Consider the following 16729-nt stretch of genomic DNA (forward strand, 5'->3'; position numbering starts at 1 on the left):
TGCTGGAAGACAAATTAAGCCCTGCTACGACAGTTCCTATTCGAACGTTGCTGTCACCGGACTCTCCGAGGCTCCATGGTGAGAGTGACGCACACGCGCAAGTGCTTGCCGAGTCAGAGGACGACTTTCCCCCGATAATAGCGCATCGCGAAACCATGCGCGTTATCGATGGCGCGCACCGGTTGCGAGCTGCCGTGCTGCGTGGGGAGAGTGAAATCCAAGTGCGCTTCTTCGATGGAAACGAAGCTGACGCTTTCGTCCTCGCGGTGAAGGCCAATATTAAACATGGCCTGCCACTTTCACGTGCGGATCGCAGGGCTGCGGCCGAACGTATCATCGCGTCCCATCCGCACTGGTCCGATCGCGCCATCGCCTCGTCGACCGGCCTCGCGGCTAAGACCGTGGGCGCGATCCGCCGCGCGACCGGGGACATTCCTCAGTTGCGCGCCAGGGTGGGCCGGGACGGGCGGACCCGCCCGCTCGACGCCGCGGATGGGCGTCGGCGAGCCACCGCGCTGATACGGGAGAATCCCGCGGCGTCGATGCGGCAGATCGCGGCGGCGGCCAGGATTTCGCAGGGAACGGCCAGGGACGTGCGAGATCGACTGGCGCGTGGAGAGGACCCCGTGGCACCTCAGCGGCGGAGGTCCCCGCAACTGAAGCAGCAGCAGTTCAGAAGCGGCGGTCTGCCCAGAGATCGCCAGTTCACTGCGCTCGCCTCGAGTCCTGAGAATCGAGCGCTGCTGCTCGAACGCCTCAAACAGGATCCGTCGCTCCGGTTCACCGAGACGGGACGCGCCTTGATCCGGTTGCTGGGCCTGCATTCTCTCGGCCCGCGCGAGTTGCGTCGATTAGTGGATACCGCTCCCGCCCACTGTCGCGGCACCATCGCAGAATTGGTCCGAGCATGTGCCGAGATGTGGCAAGAACTCGCCTCGCTGTTCGATCAGGGTGCTTGCGCGGGGTCTCATGAGGCGGCCGCTAGGACTGACAATGGATTCGAGTAGCCGCTAGCCCAATCAGGGTCTCCGGGCAGCTCGGCGAACTGAGGGAGGCGGTGGCGCGGACAGATGGCGCGTCCGCCCGGGAGCGCGCCACCAGCGGTGCGTTCGCTGCATGTTCACTCCGTGCCGGCGGTGCTTGTGGGAGTAGTCGGCACGGCTGTCGCCGACCCGGGCGCACTCGGCAAGGGTGCCGTCCAACAAGACGTAGCCCAGGTCGGCTTCGCGCACCGCGCGCAGCAGGCGGGGCGCGCGATCGGCGAGCAGGCCGATCACCGCGGCCGTGTAGGCGTGGGCGGTGCCGATCGAGATTCCGAAGCCGGCGGCAAGCTGCGCGAGAGTGATGTGCTGGCGCAGGTACACCAGACCGACCAGAGCACGCTGGTGTGGTGGGAGCTTGCAGCGGCGGTCACCCTCGCGGGTGACGATCAGCATGGTGACTCACTCGACCAGGGCATGAGGCAGGTCGGGTGCGGCAGGACAGAGAATCAACAAGGCTTCGGCGCCATGGAGTTGAGACGTCGAACACCTCACTCAACGGCACGGGAGGCTTGTCCGTTGCGGATACCTACGCCGTCACCCGATCAGTGGCCGCGCTGAAAGACCTCACTCTCTCATTTCCCCAGAGCGGAATCGTGGTCGGAGCACTGATCGGGACGCCGGTGCGCTCCTTTGACACCAGGGCCGGATATCTGGCGCTGGTCCTGCTCTACGGCTGCGCATGCTTCATCTGTGTTGGTGCTGCGCGTTCCGCACGTTACGTCGTTGCGGGACCGCCGGGTCAGGCATAACTGCCTGTTCTCTATCCGCTCGCGCGGTCGGGCAGGGTCGAATGGTGGCCTGGTTTGGGTGAGTTGTCCGGGGCGGGTGCATGAAAAAAGGGGGCCTCCTGGTAGCTCGCGGTTGTCGAGTCCAGCGCGAACAAGAGGCCCTGTTGTCGAAGTGTCGCGTGGTCGTGGTCGCCGAGTCCAATTCGTCCACTTGTGGGCGTGACTGCCTCGCCCACAGGTTCGGGAACGCGGTCGACTGCCGCAGCGCCGGCCCCGATACGGCTCGGACATGCACGATGCCGAGTGGGCCGTGGTCAGGGACCTGCTGCCGGTGCCGGGCTGGCTTCCTCGGCGATGAAACGGAGTCAACCGCCTACTGGGTGGTCCAGCCGCCGTCGACGACGACCGTCTGCCCGGTCACGTGTCTGGCCGCGTCACTGACAAGCCAATGAACAGCGCCGGTGAAGTCATCGAACGTGGCCTGCCCGGACAGAGGTTGGTTGCGCGCCAGCCACTGGCGGAACTGTTCGTCCTGGAAAAGCTCATCGTTGATCTCGCTGCGGAAGAACCCGGGGGCCACGCAGTTGACCCGGATGCCGTTCCGCGCCCATTGCACGGCCAGCTCAGCGGTCAGCCCGGCCAGGCCCTGCTTGCTGGCGGCGTAGGACGCCTGCGGGAAACCAGGGATGCCCACCTGTCCGCTGATCGACGTGACGTTGACGATCGAGCCGCGCCCTGCGGAAGCCATCAACGGGAAGACGCCCTGGCACAACCGGAACGGCGCGACGAGATTAAGGTCCAAGGTGCGTCGGATCGCTTGGATCGGCTCGGCCTCGGCCGGGTCCCGGCTGAAGATGTCGCCCGCGACATTCACCAAAATCGTCGGCGGCCCCAGGGCTCCCGAGACCTGGGAGATGAGCCCGCTGAGCTGGGCGTCGTCCAGCAGATCGCACGGAAAGGCGGTCCCGCCCGTCTCCTGCGCCAGCGCCGCCAGCCGGTCCTGCCTGCGTGCCACGAGGGCCACACGAGCGCCCGCCGCGGCGAGGGTCCTGGCGACCTCGGCGCCGAGGCCAGAGGAGGCGCCGGTGACTACAGCCACCCGGTCAGTGAGGTCGAAGTTGCGTGACATCGACGGTGCGGAAACAGCCAAGGAAGGAGTCCTTCTCATGGTCAGAGACGGCGACGATCGCCAGTGCCGTAGCTAGGGTACGCGCTATGGATATGAAGTCCCCCGAGCCCGGATTCGCAACTCGCGCCATCCACGCCGGCCAGGAGAGCGACCCGCTGACCGGCGCGGTGGTGCCGCCGATCTACGCGGTCTCCACCTTTGAGCAGGACGGAGTGGGCGGCCTGCGAGCTGGATGCGATTACAGTCGCAGCACCAACCCGACCCGGACCGCGTTAGAGACCTGCCTGGCGTCGCTCGAGGGCGGCGCCCGCGGCCTGGCATTCGCCTCGGGGCAGGCGGCCACCGACGTCCTGCTGCGGACGATCTGCGCACCTGGTGACCACGTGCTGATCCCCAGCGATGTCTACGGTGGCACCTATCGGCTCTTTTCCACTGTGTACGCGCGCTGGGGAGTCGAGTACACGCCGGTGCCGCTGGAGGATCTCGACGCGGTCCGAGCCGCGGTCCGACCGACGACCAAGCTGATCTGGTGCGAGACTCCGACCAATCCGCTGCTCCGGATCGCCGACATCGCCGCCCTCGCACAGATAGCGCACGACGCGGGGGCGCGTTTGGCTGTGGACAACACGTTCTGCTCGCCCGCTCTGCAGACGCCGCTCGCCCTGGGTGCAGACGTGGTCATGCATTCCACGACCAAGTACCTCGGCGGGCACTCCGACGTGATCGGCGGCGCCCTGGTGGCCCGGGACGCGGAGCAGGGTGACGAGCTGTACTTCCACCAGAACTCGCTCGGCGGAGTGGCCGGCCCGTTCGACGCCTGGTTGGTGCTGCGTGGGATCAAGACCCTCGAGCTCCGGCTCGAGCGGCACTGCGCCAACGCCGCGGCGATCGTCGAGCTGCTCCAGCGTCACCCCCAAGTCACGCAGGTGTACTACCCGGGCCTGCCGGACCACCCGCAGCACGTGGTCGCGGCCAAGCAGATGCGTGGCTTCGGCGGGATGGTCTCGTTCCGGGTGGCCGGCGGGGCCGCCGCTGCGCTCGCAGTGTGCGAGGGGACACAGTTGTTCAAGCTGGCTTACTCACTCGGTGGCGTCGAGTCATTGATCGAGTATCCGGCGAAGATGACTCACGCCGCAGTCAGTGGCTCCTCGCTGGAGGTCCCGGACGACCTGGTCCGGCTCTCGGTCGGTGTCGAGAACATCGAGGACCTGATGGCCGACCTGCGCCAGTCACTCGGATGACCAGCCGCTCGGAGATGTTCCTCGGTCCATCGATATGTCTCTCGTTGGGCCCGCCTGATCGCGACCTGGGAGGCTCGCCGTGAATCGTGCGGGAAAACTGAAGGCCCGCGTGTGCGCCGAGGTGGACGCCTGGGCCGAGGAGTTGGTGAGCATATCCCGGGCGATCCATGCCCACCCAGAGGTCGGGCACCAGGAGGTCTTCGCCCACGACGTGCTCACCGATGCGCTAGAGCGAGGCGGACTCGCCCCCGAGCGCAGCGCCTACGGCCTGGCCACCGCATTCGCAGCACGGGCGGGGAACGACGGACCCACTGTCGCGGTTCTTTGCGAGTACGACGCGCTGCAGGACATCGGGCACGCGTGCGGACACAACGTGATCGCCGCCGCAGGATTGGGGGCCGGGCTCGCGGCCGCTACCGTGGCCGACGAGGCGACCGGCAGACTTCTCGTGTTGGGGACGCCGTGCGAGGAAGCAGCACCTCAGGGCAAGATGACCCTGGCCGAGCGAGGTGCCTTCGCTGGTGTCGACGCCGCCATGATGGTGCACCCGGCCGACGCCGACCTGTGGGAGATGGATACGCTGGCCAGCATCGGCCTCGTGGTCACATACACCGGCCGGGCGGCGCACGCCGCGGCGGCCCCGCAGCACGGACGGAACGCACTGGACGCCGCGGTCCTGGGATACAACGCCGTCGCCGCGCTCCGTCAGCACATCGCGCCGGACGAGCGCATCCACGGTGTGTTCACCGAGATGCCCCAGAAGGTCAACGTGGTGCCCGACCGTGTCGTTGCGCGGTGGAGCCTGCGCTCGGCGACGCTGGCCCGCGCCCAACATCTGGAAGCACGGGTCATCGCGTGCCTGGAGGGCGGGGCGACGGCCGCCGGGTGCGAGATCCACGTGACGAACCTGGGAGCGACGGAGGAGGTCAGGACCAATCGCGCGCTGACCGCGAGCTACGTCGCCAACATGGCGGCGCTGGGCCGTACCGTCGGTGACCCAGCCGACGGTGGGGGAACGGTCGGATCGACCGACATGGGTCACATCAGCTATCGGATGCCGGTGATCCACCCACTGATCGCAGTGGCTCCTCCAGGGGTCAAGATCCATGAGGTGGAATTCGCAGCAGCCGCCGCGTCCGAGGCCGCCGGCCAGGCTGTCATCGACGGCGCCAAAGCCATGGCGATGACGATGGTGGATTACTGGACGGATTCGTCCGTGCGCGCGCGGGCCCGGTCGGAGTACGAGTCCACCTTGGTCTGTGGCACCGACTACTGAGGTCTTTCAGCGCGGCCACTGATCGGGTGACGGCGTAGGTATCCGCAACGGACAAGCCTCCCGTGCCGTTGAGTGAGGTGTTCGACGTCTCAACTCCATGGCGCCGAAGCCTTGTTGATTCTCTGTCCTGCCGCACCCGACCTGCCTCATGCCCTGGTCGAGTGAGTCACCATGCTGATCGTCACCCGCGAGGGTGACCGCCGCTGCAAGCTCCCACCACACCAGCGTGCTCTGGTCGGTCTGGTGTACCTGCGCCAGCACATCACTCTCGCGCAGCTTGCCGCCGGCTTCGGAATCTCGATCGGCACCGCCCACGCCTACACGGCCGCGGTGATCGGCCTGCTCGCCGATCGCGCGCCCCGCCTGCTGCGCGCGGTGCGCGAAGCCGACCTGGGCTACGTCTTGTTGGACGGCACCCTTGCCGAGTGCGCCCGGGTCGGCGACAGCCGTGCCGACTACTCCCACAAGCACCGCCGGCACGGAGTGAACATGCAGGTGGTGACCGACCCGGCGGGGCGGCTGCTGTGGATCTCGCCTGCACTACCCGGCCGCGCTCACGACCTGACGGCGGCCCGCACCCACCGGATCTCCGGATCTGTGAGCGCCAAGGTGTCCCGATCCTCACCGACAGGGCCTACATGGGCGCCGGCCCGTGGGTGACAACATCCCTCAGACGCCCGCCGGGCCGAGAACTCACACCGACCCAGCAAACCGTCAACCGTGCGCTGTCCGCGGCGCGGGCACCGTTCGAGAGCGGCGTGGCACGACTGAAGTCCTGGCGCATCTACCGCAGATCAAGGTGCAGCTCGAAACGAATGACGTCAATCGCCGCAGTCGTCCATCACTCTGGAGCGGCAGCGCTGAAAACGCTCACTGAGCCTCTTTCATCCTGTGCTGGCGGGTGAAAGGGGCTGGTCAGCGGGTCTGGTGACGAGGCAGGGCCCCTCGTCGTTGGCGTGGTGATTCCACTCATCACACCGGCGACCGAGGGGCCCTGTTGGTTCCGTATCCTTCCATGCTCGACGTCCCGCACGAGCTCGTCGAGCACGTCTCCTGGCTCATCTACGCCCGAAGGCGTGAACTGCGATCGCCCTGGAGCAAGTTGAGCTGCTTCAAGCAGGCCCTGCTCGCCCTGGCACATCTGCGCAAGAACGAGACGTATCGGCAGGTCGGCGCCGGATTCGGGGTGTCCGAGGCAACCGCCTGGCGCTACGTCGACGAGACGATCGAGATACTCGCCTCCTGGGCACCCGGCCTGCACGAAGCCCTGACCGGACTCGGTGAAGGCGACTTCGTGATCGTCGACGGCACCCTCATCCCCACCGACCGCATCAGAGCGGACGAACCGTACTACTCCCAGAAACACAAGAAGCACGGCATGAACGTCCAGGTCATCGCACGGCCGGACGGAACCCCACTCCGCAGCACGAGCCCACGGCATCGTCCAAGCGTGCCTGACCCGGCAGATCCTCGTGCTCGCGGACAGGGCCTATCAGGGAGTCGGCGCCACCGTTCGTACCCCCTACTACCACCACAGCGAACAACCCGCGCACTACCAGGAGTTCAACCGCGATCACGCCCGTCTGCGGGCTCCTGGAGAACGCGCCTTCGCACAGCTGAAGACCTGGCGACTGCTCCGGCGGGCCAGATGCTCCACCCGCCGCATCGGCACCATCGTCCAGACCGTCCACACCCTCCTGACCTGTACGTATTCAGGATGAAAGAGGCTCACTGAACAAGCCACACCGGCAGGACAGAAGATGGGCGACGGCATGGAGCCCGGAGCAGATCTCGCGCCGGCTTCATGTCGACTCCCCCGATGATGAGTCCATGCGCATCAGCCACGAAGCGATCTACCAGGCGCTGTTCATCGAGGGCCGTGGTGCGCTCAAGCGGGAGCTGGTCACGTGTCTGCGTACCGGCCGGGCACTACGGACTCCCCGTGCGCGGTCGCAGAACAAGCCGCAGGGGCATGTCACCGCGGACGTCGTCCTCAGCGAACGCCCCGCCGAGGCTGGGGACCGCGCGGTCCCCGGACACTGGGAAGGCGATTTGATCATCGGAACGGGCCGCTCCGCGATCGGCACGCTTGTCGAGCGCAGTAGCCGCTCCACGCTGCTCGTGCACCTCCCTCGGCTCGAAGGCTGGGGCGAGAACCCGCCGGTGAAGAACGGCACCTCGCTCGGGGGCTATGGCGCGATCGCGATGAACGCGGCGCTCACCACGTCGATGGGGCAACTGCCCGAGCAGCTACGCAAGGCGCTCACCTGGGACCGCGGGAAGGAACTCTCGGGCCATGCCCAGTTCGCTCTCGATACCGGGACGAAGGTGTTCTTCGCCGATCCGCACTCGCCCTGGCAACGACCGACGAACGAGAACACGAACGGGCTGCTGCGTCAGTACTTCCCAAAGGGCACCGACCTCTCCCGGTGGTCGTCCGCGGACGTCGAAGCCGTCGCTCTGGCGATCAACAACCGGCCCCGCAAAGTCCTCGGTTGGCGGACACCGGCCGAGGTCTTCGAGGAACAGCTACGCTTGCTACAACAGCCCGGTGTTGCAACGACCAGTTGAACTAGCCCAGTACACGAGTTTCCGGCTCGCCGAGCACCTGGACGCCGCTGGCATCGCCGCCTCGATCGGATCGGTCGGCGACGGCTACGACCATGCCCTGACGGAGAGCACGATCGGCCTGTACAAGACCGAGCTGATCAAGCCCCGACGGCCATGGAAGACGCTGTCCGACGTCGAGCTCGCCACCGTCGAGTACGTCGACTGATACAACCACCGACGACTCCACGGTGAGATAGGCCACGTCCCACCCGTCGAATACGAGAACAACCACTACCACACAACCACGAAGCCCCAGGTCACAACCAACATCTGAGATCTCTACCGAACCCGGAACGGTTCAGAACACTCAGTTGATCGCAACCTTCCCACCGTGGCGGCGTTCCGGGAGACTGTCCAGCCCAAAACAGTATTCAGGTATGGGAGCATGCACATGGCCGACCGTGAGACACCTCGTCCAGAGATCAAGCAAGTCGACCGTTGTGGCTACCTACCCGTCTCCTTCACTCAGGAGGAACGGCTCCGATTCGGTCGCGAAATCCACCTGCCGAACCACCTGATCGCGTTCGGTTTGCTGGTGACCGGCTCCCTGTCGACATCAGTACTGGCCCGCGCCGTCCGCCGTCTCCTGGAACGCCACGAGGGTCTACTGCTCAACTTTCCTGAGATGCCCGGTGAGCCCCGCTTCGGCATCTGCGCCCCCTCTGATGTCGATCTGCGTGTGGTGAGCGTGAGCGGGCCGGGCACAGATGCGCAGGCGCTGGACAGAGCGGTTGCGGTCGTCGCCCGGATGACGGACGAACCATTCGACCTCGGCGGGGAACCACTGTTCAGAATCACCGCGGTACGTATCGACGACCACCAGCACCTGATCGGGATCGTGCTCGACCACGTCATAGTTGACGGCATGTCCACCCAGATCCTCGTACGCGATCTACTCACCTTGTACCAGGCCGAGTGCGATGGGACACGGGCTCAACTTCCCCCTATCCCGTTGCAGTTCGTGGACTATGCCGCTTGGGAGCGAGCCCGGCTCGACGGCCCGGGTCTGGCCAGCGCCCTGGCCTACTGGAGATCCACGCTGGCCGGGATTGACCCAATCCCCGGCTCTGGGCTCGTCGACCCCGACATGCCCGCACAGGGCGCTGGAGCCCCCGCACTAGGTGTCGAGTCCCGGCCCCTTGATATCGGCCTGTACAGCGGCATCAAACGAACCGCGCGCACTTTGCGCGCCACGCCCTACATGGTCATCTCCGCCGCCCTCAAGACCGTGATCCGGTCACGTCGTCTGGAACTCGGTCACACTGAGGACGCCGCCTCCGACGTCGCCATCATGGGCTCCCTCGCCAACCGCACCCATCAGGGAATTGCTCAGGCGATCGGCTATTTTGCCACCCCGTGCGTACTGCGCACCGATCTGGCGGGAGCCGCGACGCTTGCGGAACTGGTCGGGCGAGAACGCTCCACTGTGCTCGGTGCGCTGGAGCACCAGGATGTGCCGCACGCGTTGATCACCCGGGAGCTCAATCCCGCCCAGTATGGACTGCGCCAGCGCTTCGGTACCGTAGAGGTTCCACGCTACGTAAACTTCGAGATCTCCGGTGGATGGGAGGGCTGGATCCCCTCTCTCAATGGATTGCAGGTCGAGCCCGTGCCGATCCCAATGCCGGAGATACCGCGCGGCGGGATTCGCGTCATCGTGCACGACCTGGGCACCACAGCTCGTGTCGATCTTCGCTTGCGCACCGACTTCTACGGCAAGCGCTGGGCGCGCCACTTCCTCGCCGACCTGACGGCCGTCCTGCGGCGGATGGTCGACGCTCCCGAAAGTACACCCGCAGCCACACCCTGAACCGCACACCCCAGCAAAATGATCGCGCTGGACCCGCCCCTGGCGCCCCCAGACCAACGGCAAGGTCGAACGCTTCCACCGCACCCTGCTCAACGAATGGGCCTACCACCAGCCCTACACCTTGGACCAACAACGCCAAGCAGCGTTCACCGACTGGCTGCACTGGTACAACTACCACTGACCCCACACCGCCATCAGCGGCCAAACCCCAGCCGACCGCGTCACCAACCTGCCCGAACAACACATCTAGGGCCCGGTTCCAGTGGACCATGCCCAGAGCAGGAAAGATCCGAGGGTGACCGCCACTTCCCTGGATCCTCGGTCTCCTCATCCGCGACATCCGGAGTATCCCGACCTGCTGGCAGCAGCTGATGGCGGCCGCCCCGGTCCGCCGCCGATGGGGTCTGGCCTCCAGACGGTGCCTCCGTTGTACAGGCCGACGTTGTGCGAGAGCATGCGCGTTTGTGACCTCGCGAGCAGATGAACCCGTTGACGAAGTGGCCCCGCCCGCCCCCGCCGTAGCCACCCCCCCTTCCACTCCAGTGCACCGGGACGGCAACGTCCTGCGCTGGCTCATCGCCTACACGTTCTCCGTGGTCGGCGACGCCGCCTACTTCGTGGCACTCGGCTGGGGCGCGCAGAAGGTGGCCGGTCCGGCCCAGGTCGGCCTGGTGATGGCGGTCGGCGCGATACCCCGGGCGATCCTCATGCTCGGCGGTGGTGTGATCGCCGACCGGTTCGGCCCGCGCCTGGTGGTCATCTCTTCCGACGCGGTCCGCGCTGTGGTGATCCTCGCCGCCGCAGCAGCACTCGCGCTGAGCACGCCCGGCCTCTGGTTGCTCGTCGCGCTTGCCCTTGTCTTCGGCGTCGTGGACGCCCTGTTCATGCCGGCGGTCGGAGCCATGCCGCCGCGGCTGACCGGCCGCGATCAGTTGATGCGGGTGCAGAGCCTGCGCAATCTCGTGCAGCGCTCTGGCCACATCGCCGGTCCGCCGCTGGCCGGGCTCTCGATGGGGCTCGGCGGCCCCGCCGCCGCGTTCGCCGTGACCGGGGCCCTGTTCACCCTGTCCGTGCTCCTGCTGGTCGCGGTCCGGCTCGCGCCGCTCCCGCCCGAAGAACAGTCCGCCGCGGACTCCACCGTCCGCCGCGATCTGGTTGACGGCATCGTCTACCTGCGCCACGAGCCCGTCGTCGGGCCGCTCGTCCTGTCCGGACTGCTCTCCATGATCGGCTGCAGCCCGCCGATGACTGTCGGCGTCATCCTGCTCGCGGAGGAGCGCGGCTGGGGCCCCTTGGGCGGTGCTTGGGTGAACGCCGCCCTCAGCGCCGGCGTCTGCACGACCTCGCTCTTGCTCGTGGTGCGTGGCCGCTTCCCCAGGGCCGGGCATTGGCACAACGTCACCCTGCTCGTCGCCTCCGCCGGCATCGGCCTGATCGGCGTCATGCCCAACCTCGCTCTTGCGGCCGCCGTGGCGCTCGTCTCCGGCCTCCTGTCCGGCCTCTGCGGCGGTCTGGCCCTGGCTCTGATGCAGGCCAACACCGCTCTTTCCTTCCAGGGCAGGGTCGCCTCCGTCCAGGCGCTCAGCGCGGTTGGCATCACCCCGGTGATGTTCCCGCTCTTCGGCCTCTTGGCGGATGGGTGGGGCGCAGGCCCGACATTCCTTCTCTTCGGCTGCATCAGCATGCTCGGCGCTACCGTGTCCACCGCCTCCCACGCTGTCCGCCATGCCGACCTTGACTTCACGAAGACCGCAGACTGACACGAGGCCCCGGCCGAAGAAGCACCCAGGGCCTCTTTTCCCAGATCACCCGGGGAGTGGGGAACGTGGTGGCGTGGAACGTCGCCACGAACTCACCGACTTCGACTGGGGGTTACTCGCTTTGCTGACACGGCAGCTGTAGTTCTTGATCATGGTTGGTCGTGGCGGTGGTGTCGTTGTTGGTGGCAGGCGGTCGCGACGGCTTGGTGATGGCGCCGCCAGGCGGTCCAGTGCAGGACGTGCTCGCGGTCGCGGATGGGTGGCGGTAGCACGAGGGCTCGCAGGAGCCGGATGAGTTCGGGGCAGCTCAGCGGGACGAGCGCGGGCTCGTCCTCGGCAGCGTCGTGGACGGCGGCGGCCGTGAGGGCAACGACGGCGGCGGCGATCAGGGAGAACAGTGACCAGCGCATCCAGGAGTTCCAGCAGTTCACCTGGCCCTGGTCGAGTCCGGAGAAACCCTTGGCGAGCTGGAAGGTTTCCTCGATCCGCCACCTGCGACAGATCACCTCCACCAGCGCACCGAGCGAGACGTCGCCGGGTGCCCAGCAGCGGAAGTAGGACACCTCTCCGGTGTAGCGGTGCCGCCGCGCCACCAGCACACTCGTCCCGGCCTCCTTCTCGTTCCGGTTCTCGTCGGGAGCGTCGTCGGGGCGGACATCGAGCCAGGCCCAGTCGTACTCGCGGGTGCCCTTCATGCCGTGTCCGGTCTGCCTTCGCATCCACTGCCCGGGCCGCACTTTGTTGATCAGTTTGCGGGCCTCCCACCGGCGTCCGGTTCCGTCGGTGACCTGGTAGGTGGCGGCGATGCCAACGGTGTAGCCGAGCCCCAGCGCCCGTATGCCCCGGCGTAGTTCCCGCCCGCAGTACACCTCGTCGCCCGCGAACCAGCGGGCTTCCAGCCCAGCAGCCAACGCGTCGGTGACCATGGCCAGCGCCTGCTGCGGCTTCGTCGCGAAAGCGATCTCCTCCGGCACTCCGGCGGCCTCGCGGCGTTCCTCGTCCGCAGCCCAGTCCGCCGGGAGATACAGGGCCCGATCGATGATCACCTTCGTCGTCGCGGTGACCGCCGCCAGGTGTACCGCCACCTGGCACAGTCCCACACCGCCGATTGCACCGGAGTATTGCCGGCTGGCGCCCACGCAGTCGGTGGACGACTTCGCATCACCTGTCTCGTCCGCCACCAACACCACGCTCTGACCAACCAGTTCACCGATCACGAGGCAGGCGTTCTCCGGACGGGCCCGCTCATGGTCGAACCGGGCGCGCGAGACCAGGTGCTGCAGCCGGTGCGGGCCCGGATGCCCCAGAACCTGCGCGAGCGTCCAGCAGTTCCGCGTATTCAACTCCAGCAACAACCCCGCGACTAACTCCGCTGCCGTCGCCCGGGCTTGACGTCGCACGAAGCAGCCCGCGATCAGGGCTTGATCAAGTTCCTTGAGCGTCCGGGTTGTTGGTGATGCCCAGGAGCGGGAGGGCTCGTTCGGGCTGGTCGCGGATTGCCCGGGTGGTCTTGGCGATGTTGACAGCGCCGAGGGTTTTGAGCAAGCCGATGGCGAGGTTGCGGAAGGTGGCCATGGCGCGGGGTGCAGTGCCGGTGTGGAGGGTGGAGGCGTCCTCGGCGTAGGTCACGTCTCTCACGTGGTGCAGGGCCTCGACGGCCCAGTGGCCGCGGACGGCGGTGGCGAGTTCGGCCGGGGTGGTCTGGTGGGCGTCGAGACTGGTGACGGCATAGACGGTCTCGCGGCTTTCGCGCCCGCCGGTCTGTTTGCGGCGTCGGTGGACGCGGAGGGCGAGGCGGCCGTGGGGGAAGGCAATCCCGCCAAGTTCGTCAGCTATGCCGCAGGTCTTGATCGAGCGGGACTCCCGGCGGCCGTGTCCGGTGGAGGAAGCGGTGTGCTGGACGGCGATGTCCGGCCAGGGCAGCGCGGCGAGTTGCCGGTAGGCAGTCGGTTGATTCCGCTTGATCATGGCGATGTAGTGGGCGTTCTTCGTCTCGACCAGCCAGGTGACGTTCGCCTGGACCGAGTGCAGGGCGTCGAAGGTGACCAGGGATCCGTTCAGGTCGAGCGGTTCGAGCAGGGGCCGGAAGTGCGCGGTCTCGTTCGTCTTGGTTCCGACCTCGGCCTGGGCGAGGGTCAGGGCCCGGTGGTGGGTGACGGCGGAGAGCAGATGTCTGCGGCCGGCGGACAGGCGGGCCGATCCTCTCAGCGACTTGCCGTCGACGGCGATCACCTGCCGTTTCCCCGAGGCTGTTCCCGCGGTGTTCCGCGCGGTGAGGTAGGCGCCGACGGCCTGGTCCAGGGCGTCACCGTCGAGGGCCGCGAGCACGCGGCCGATCGTGGTCCGCGAGGGGGCACGGCGCCACCTGAGCGGATGCCGGCGAACTCCGACGGCCGTCAGCACGGTGTCCGAGGCCCGTGCCGCCCACTCGGCGATCTCGTCCACACTCCTCGTTCCGGACACGGCCGCACAGGCACAGACGAGGAGGATCGCGGTCAAGCGAGCACCAGCGGCCCCGCCTCGCCCTCGGGTCGGGCACCCGCTCGAGAAAGGGCCGCAGGTCAGCGACTTGACCGGCATCCAGAGGACCCAGCTTCACCAGCACCGGCGGGATGGGAGAAGATACAGCGGCAGGCACGGGCCACCTCATGATCGTTGAGCTTCGACACCCCAATGATCACGAAGCCCGTGCCTGCTCTGCTACGCACCCCAAGCGGTCACGGCCCGACCAACCGCCCCGACCCCGGAACTCGCCCAAGCCCTGCGCGGAGGTCGCCGAGGCCGAGTACACGGCCTTCACCGGCCGTAAGAAGGCCGAGCACGTCACCGCGCGGCTGATCGTGCGCCGGGTCCGGCGTCTGAACGCCGCGGCCGCAGCCGGCCAGGGCGAGCTGTTCACCGCCTGGCGCTACCACCCGGTGTTCACTGACAGCCCCTTCGAGATGCTCCAGGCCGAGCTCCAGCACCGGCAGCACGCCGTGATCGAGCAGGTCATCGCCGACGGCAAGGGCTCCGCGCTGGCCCACCTGCCCTCCGGCGACTTCCAGGCCAACGCGGCCTGGCTCACGCTCTGGGCGATCGCCCACAACCTGCTGCGGACTGCCGGAGCCTTCCACGCGAAGGCCACCACCGCGACGCTGCGAGCGCACCTGGTCCATGTCCCGGCCCGAATCGCCCGCACCGCCCGGAAGCTGGTCCTCCACCTTCCGCAGCGATGGCCCTGGCAGCTCGCGTTCACCGACCTGCTCGCGGTCGCCCACGCGCCGCCGACCCGCTGATCAAGCCGACCAGCCGCCCGCGAGGGCCCTACCGGAGCACATGTGGAAGAGCTGGGCAGACCAGCGGACGCCGCATGCCCTCCGCTGGCCCGCGCGCCCAAATCCTCCGAAGCGATCACCGTGGAGTCACGCCGGTGGAATCGGGCTCAGTCGTCGTGTTGTAGTTGACGTACCACCCTCCCATCGGAGCGAGGTTCGCGGCCATCTGCTCCGCCAGCTCCTCGGCTGCGAAGTCCAGCAGTGTCCACTGCCGCGGCTGGCCGACTCCGGCAGTGGACACCTCGATCCGTGCGATCTGCTGATCTGCAGCGGGACGCCCGTCAGCGTGGCCTCGACGCGCAGGCTCTCGGCGATGGGTACACCCGCAAGCACCTGTTCCTCCCTGATTCCGGTGCGCGAAGACTACCGAGGCTGGGGGCATCGCTCTCCAAGTTGCCTGCATTTTCGCGGTACTTGATGGCTTGCCCGGTGGGGTGGAGGCTCGACGGCCTTGGCCAGATCGTTCACGAGCATGGTAGCCAGGGTGTAGCGGACCCGGATTACCTCGAACGAGTCCGTTGGGCGGAGGGCGAAGACGTTCACGGACACGCGGCTCTGCGCGGCCATCGTCGATGACGGACGCGCCTGCTCACCGAAAGATCCGTGTGGCCTGCTGTGGATTTTCCCGACGGGCGACAACCTCAGCGTAGAAATTCGCGACTTGCCTGTGCATGTTCTGCATGCCGTAGTGCATCTGTGCGTGCCGCCTTGCGGGTTCGGCAGCCTCGCGGCCGGCTTCCAAGGCCGTACGGATGGCCTTGACCGCAGTGGCTGCGTCCCCCTCCGGAACGAGATGCCCGTAAGAGCCGCCACCGAGCACCTTCGGTACTCCACCCACTGCGGATGCGACAACTGGCGTTCCTGCCATCATGGCTTCGACGATCACCCTTGGGGTCGCCTCTGTACTTGACAGCAAGGCGAGCACGTCCGCAGCCGCGTAAACGACCCCCACATCACGCACCAGTCCGGTCCAGGTGGTGGCCATCGACAGAGAGAGCCGATCGGCTTGCTGCCGTAGCGCGGTTTTCATGCGGCCGGCACCTGCCATCAGCAGGTGAACGGGCGTGCCCTCGCTCCGGAGCTGCGCCGCAGCATGGAGTACCCGGTCCGGCCGCTTCTCAGGCGATAGTCGCCCCATGTAGGCCAAGAGTGGGGGTTCCACAGGCACACCATGGCGTTCGTGGAGCAACTTGCGTGCATCTGCGCGTGGTGAGGATCCTGGATCACCCACACCGTTGGGTATGTACCGGACCTGGGCGCGCGGACTCCAGGCTCGCATCCGGGAGATCAGGTCGGGGGCACACGCGATGACCCCGTCCGCGCTGCGTGTGGCAAGGGCATCCAGCATGGTCATGCTGCGTCGCCAGATTGTGTCCTGCACAACCCCGTGCTGAGTGAAGACGAGTGCGGCGTGGCCGGTTGTTGCAGGTCGGGTTCGCCGTGCAAGGGCGCACCACAGGTCGGCGCCCAAACCGTGCGCATGTACGACGTCGGCCTTCTGTGCCCGGACGGTACGTGTCAGGAGGCGGATGAAGGACCACGACGGGCGCCCTTGAGCGGAGACCACACCGATGCCTCGTTCGCGGGCGCGTATGACGAATTCATCGCAGCCATGCTGGATGACAACCACTCGATGCCCTGACTCGGCCTGGCTTTGGGCCAGTTCCAGTACATGCATATCAACGCCGCTGAGCTCACCGGCTGATTCCTTCGCTAATACGTGAACGACGCTTGGCATCACGCTCGTGAGTCCTCTCTAGTCGAAGGCTGCGTGGTTCTGGGCGCTCTCAAACCGGCTGCCCCCAGCGGGTGCGT

At 67.0% G+C, this 16729-nt stretch carries 11 protein-coding genes and 6 pseudogenes; 11 read left to right on the plus strand and 6 right to left on the minus strand.

The genetic code is table 11. The features are described from left to right. Positions 1-155 precede the first annotated feature (155 nt). The gene (locus ACX25U_RS31745; RefSeq protein ID WP_454385131.1) at positions 156-1007 is read left to right on the plus strand and encodes a hypothetical protein; all 852 of its coding nucleotides are present in this window, start codon (positions 156-158) and stop codon (positions 1005-1007) included. A gap of 18 nt (positions 1008-1025) precedes the next feature. Here ACX25U_RS31745 and ACX25U_RS31750 read toward each other — a convergent pair. Both ACX25U_RS31750 and ACX25U_RS31755 read right to left on the minus strand, forming a co-directional pair. Further along, a pseudogene (locus ACX25U_RS31750) lies at positions 1026-1436 on the minus strand (helix-turn-helix domain-containing protein); the annotation flags it as partial. A gap of 708 nt (positions 1437-2144) precedes the next feature. Then, positions 2145-2921, minus strand: a complete 777-nt coding sequence (locus ACX25U_RS31755) for an SDR family NAD(P)-dependent oxidoreductase (protein WP_454385133.1) — start codon at positions 2919-2921, stop codon at positions 2145-2147. A gap of 71 nt (positions 2922-2992) precedes the next feature. Between ACX25U_RS31755 and ACX25U_RS31760 the strand changes: the two genes are divergently transcribed. The 9 genes and pseudogenes from ACX25U_RS31760 to ACX25U_RS31800 all read left to right on the plus strand — a co-directional run bounded on the left by ACX25U_RS31760 (position 2993) and on the right by ACX25U_RS31800 (position 11597). Continuing rightward, a complete protein-coding gene (locus ACX25U_RS31760; protein WP_454385134.1) occupies positions 2993-4141 on the plus strand; it encodes a cystathionine gamma-synthase in 1149 nt (382 codons plus the stop codon). Between the two features lie 79 nt (positions 4142-4220). Then, positions 4221-5417, plus strand: a complete 1197-nt coding sequence (locus tag ACX25U_RS31765; RefSeq protein ID WP_454385136.1) for an amidohydrolase — start codon at positions 4221-4223, stop codon at positions 5415-5417. 171 nt (positions 5418-5588) lie between these two features. Then, a pseudogene (locus tag ACX25U_RS31770) lies at positions 5589-6281 on the plus strand (transposase). 92 nt (positions 6282-6373) lie between these two features. Then, positions 6374-7138: pseudogene (locus ACX25U_RS31775) on the plus strand (transposase family protein). 13 nt (positions 7139-7151) lie between these two features. Next, positions 7152-7988: pseudogene (locus ACX25U_RS31780) on the plus strand (IS30 family transposase); the annotation flags it as partial. Continuing rightward, positions 7972-8193: a hypothetical protein gene (locus ACX25U_RS31785; RefSeq protein ID WP_454385137.1), complete on the plus strand. Its 222-nt coding sequence runs from the start codon at positions 7972-7974 to the stop codon at positions 8191-8193. The pseudogene ACX25U_RS31780 and the gene ACX25U_RS31785, both read left to right, overlap by 17 nt. 225 nt (positions 8194-8418) lie before the next feature. Continuing rightward, on the plus strand, positions 8419-9837 hold the full coding sequence (locus tag ACX25U_RS31790; protein WP_454385138.1) for a condensation domain-containing protein: 1419 nt from the start codon (positions 8419-8421) through the stop codon (positions 9835-9837). Between the two features lie 25 nt (positions 9838-9862). Then, a pseudogene (locus ACX25U_RS31795) lies at positions 9863-10087 on the plus strand (integrase core domain-containing protein); the annotation flags it as partial. A gap of 292 nt (positions 10088-10379) precedes the next feature. Further along, positions 10380-11597 carry an MFS transporter gene (locus ACX25U_RS31800; RefSeq protein WP_454385139.1) on the plus strand — a complete coding sequence of 406 codons (1218 nt, stop codon included), beginning with the start codon at positions 10380-10382 and terminating at the stop codon, positions 11595-11597. A gap of 149 nt (positions 11598-11746) precedes the next feature. On the opposite strand, the pseudogene ACX25U_RS31805 reads toward ACX25U_RS31800, so the two are convergent. Both ACX25U_RS31805 and ACX25U_RS31810 read right to left on the minus strand, forming a co-directional pair. Continuing rightward, positions 11747-13012, minus strand: a pseudogene (locus ACX25U_RS31805) (IS701 family transposase); the annotation flags it as partial. Positions 13013-13022: 10 nt separating this feature from the next. Then, positions 13023-14096 carry an ISAs1 family transposase gene (locus tag ACX25U_RS31810; protein WP_454385140.1) on the minus strand — a complete coding sequence of 358 codons (1074 nt, stop codon included), beginning with the start codon at positions 14094-14096 and terminating at the stop codon, positions 13023-13025. A gap of 149 nt (positions 14097-14245) precedes the next feature. Here ACX25U_RS31810 and ACX25U_RS31815 point away from each other — a divergent pair, with 149 nt between their 5' ends. Then, the gene (locus ACX25U_RS31815) at positions 14246-14875 is read left to right on the plus strand and encodes a transposase (protein ID WP_454385142.1); all 630 of its coding nucleotides are present in this window, start codon (positions 14246-14248) and stop codon (positions 14873-14875) included. 115 nt (positions 14876-14990) lie between these two features. Here the strand turns inward: ACX25U_RS31815 and ACX25U_RS31820 are convergent, their stop codons facing one another. Both ACX25U_RS31820 and ACX25U_RS31825 read right to left on the minus strand, forming a co-directional pair. Then, positions 14991-15155, minus strand: a complete 165-nt coding sequence (locus tag ACX25U_RS31820; protein WP_454385143.1) for a hypothetical protein — start codon at positions 15153-15155, stop codon at positions 14991-14993. Positions 15156-15503: 348 nt separating this feature from the next. Then, positions 15504-16652: a glycosyltransferase family 4 protein gene (locus ACX25U_RS31825; protein WP_454394602.1), complete on the minus strand. Its 1149-nt coding sequence runs from the start codon at positions 16650-16652 to the stop codon at positions 15504-15506. Positions 16653-16729 lie beyond the last annotated feature (77 nt).

The sequence above is a fragment of the Streptomyces sp. JNUCC 63 genome (genome assembly GCF_054366325.1).

Coding starts and splice junctions, on each gene's coding strand:
- ACX25U_RS31745 (WP_454385131.1), top strand. CDS start 156: ATGCGCGTTATCGATGGCGCGCACCGGTTGCGAGCTGCCGTGCTGCGT.
- ACX25U_RS31760 (WP_454385134.1), top strand. CDS start 2,993: ATGAAGTCCCCCGAGCCCGGATTCGCAACTCGCGCCATCCACGCCGGC.
- ACX25U_RS31790 (WP_454385138.1), top strand. CDS start 8,419: ATGGCCGACCGTGAGACACCTCGTCCAGAGATCAAGCAAGTCGACCGT.
- ACX25U_RS31815 (WP_454385142.1), top strand. CDS start 14,246: ATGATCGTTGAGCTTCGACACCCCAATGATCACGAAGCCCGTGCCTGC.
- ACX25U_RS31825 (WP_454394602.1), bottom strand. CDS start 16,652: ATGCCAAGCGTCGTTCACGTATTAGCGAAGGAATCAGCCGGTGAGCTC.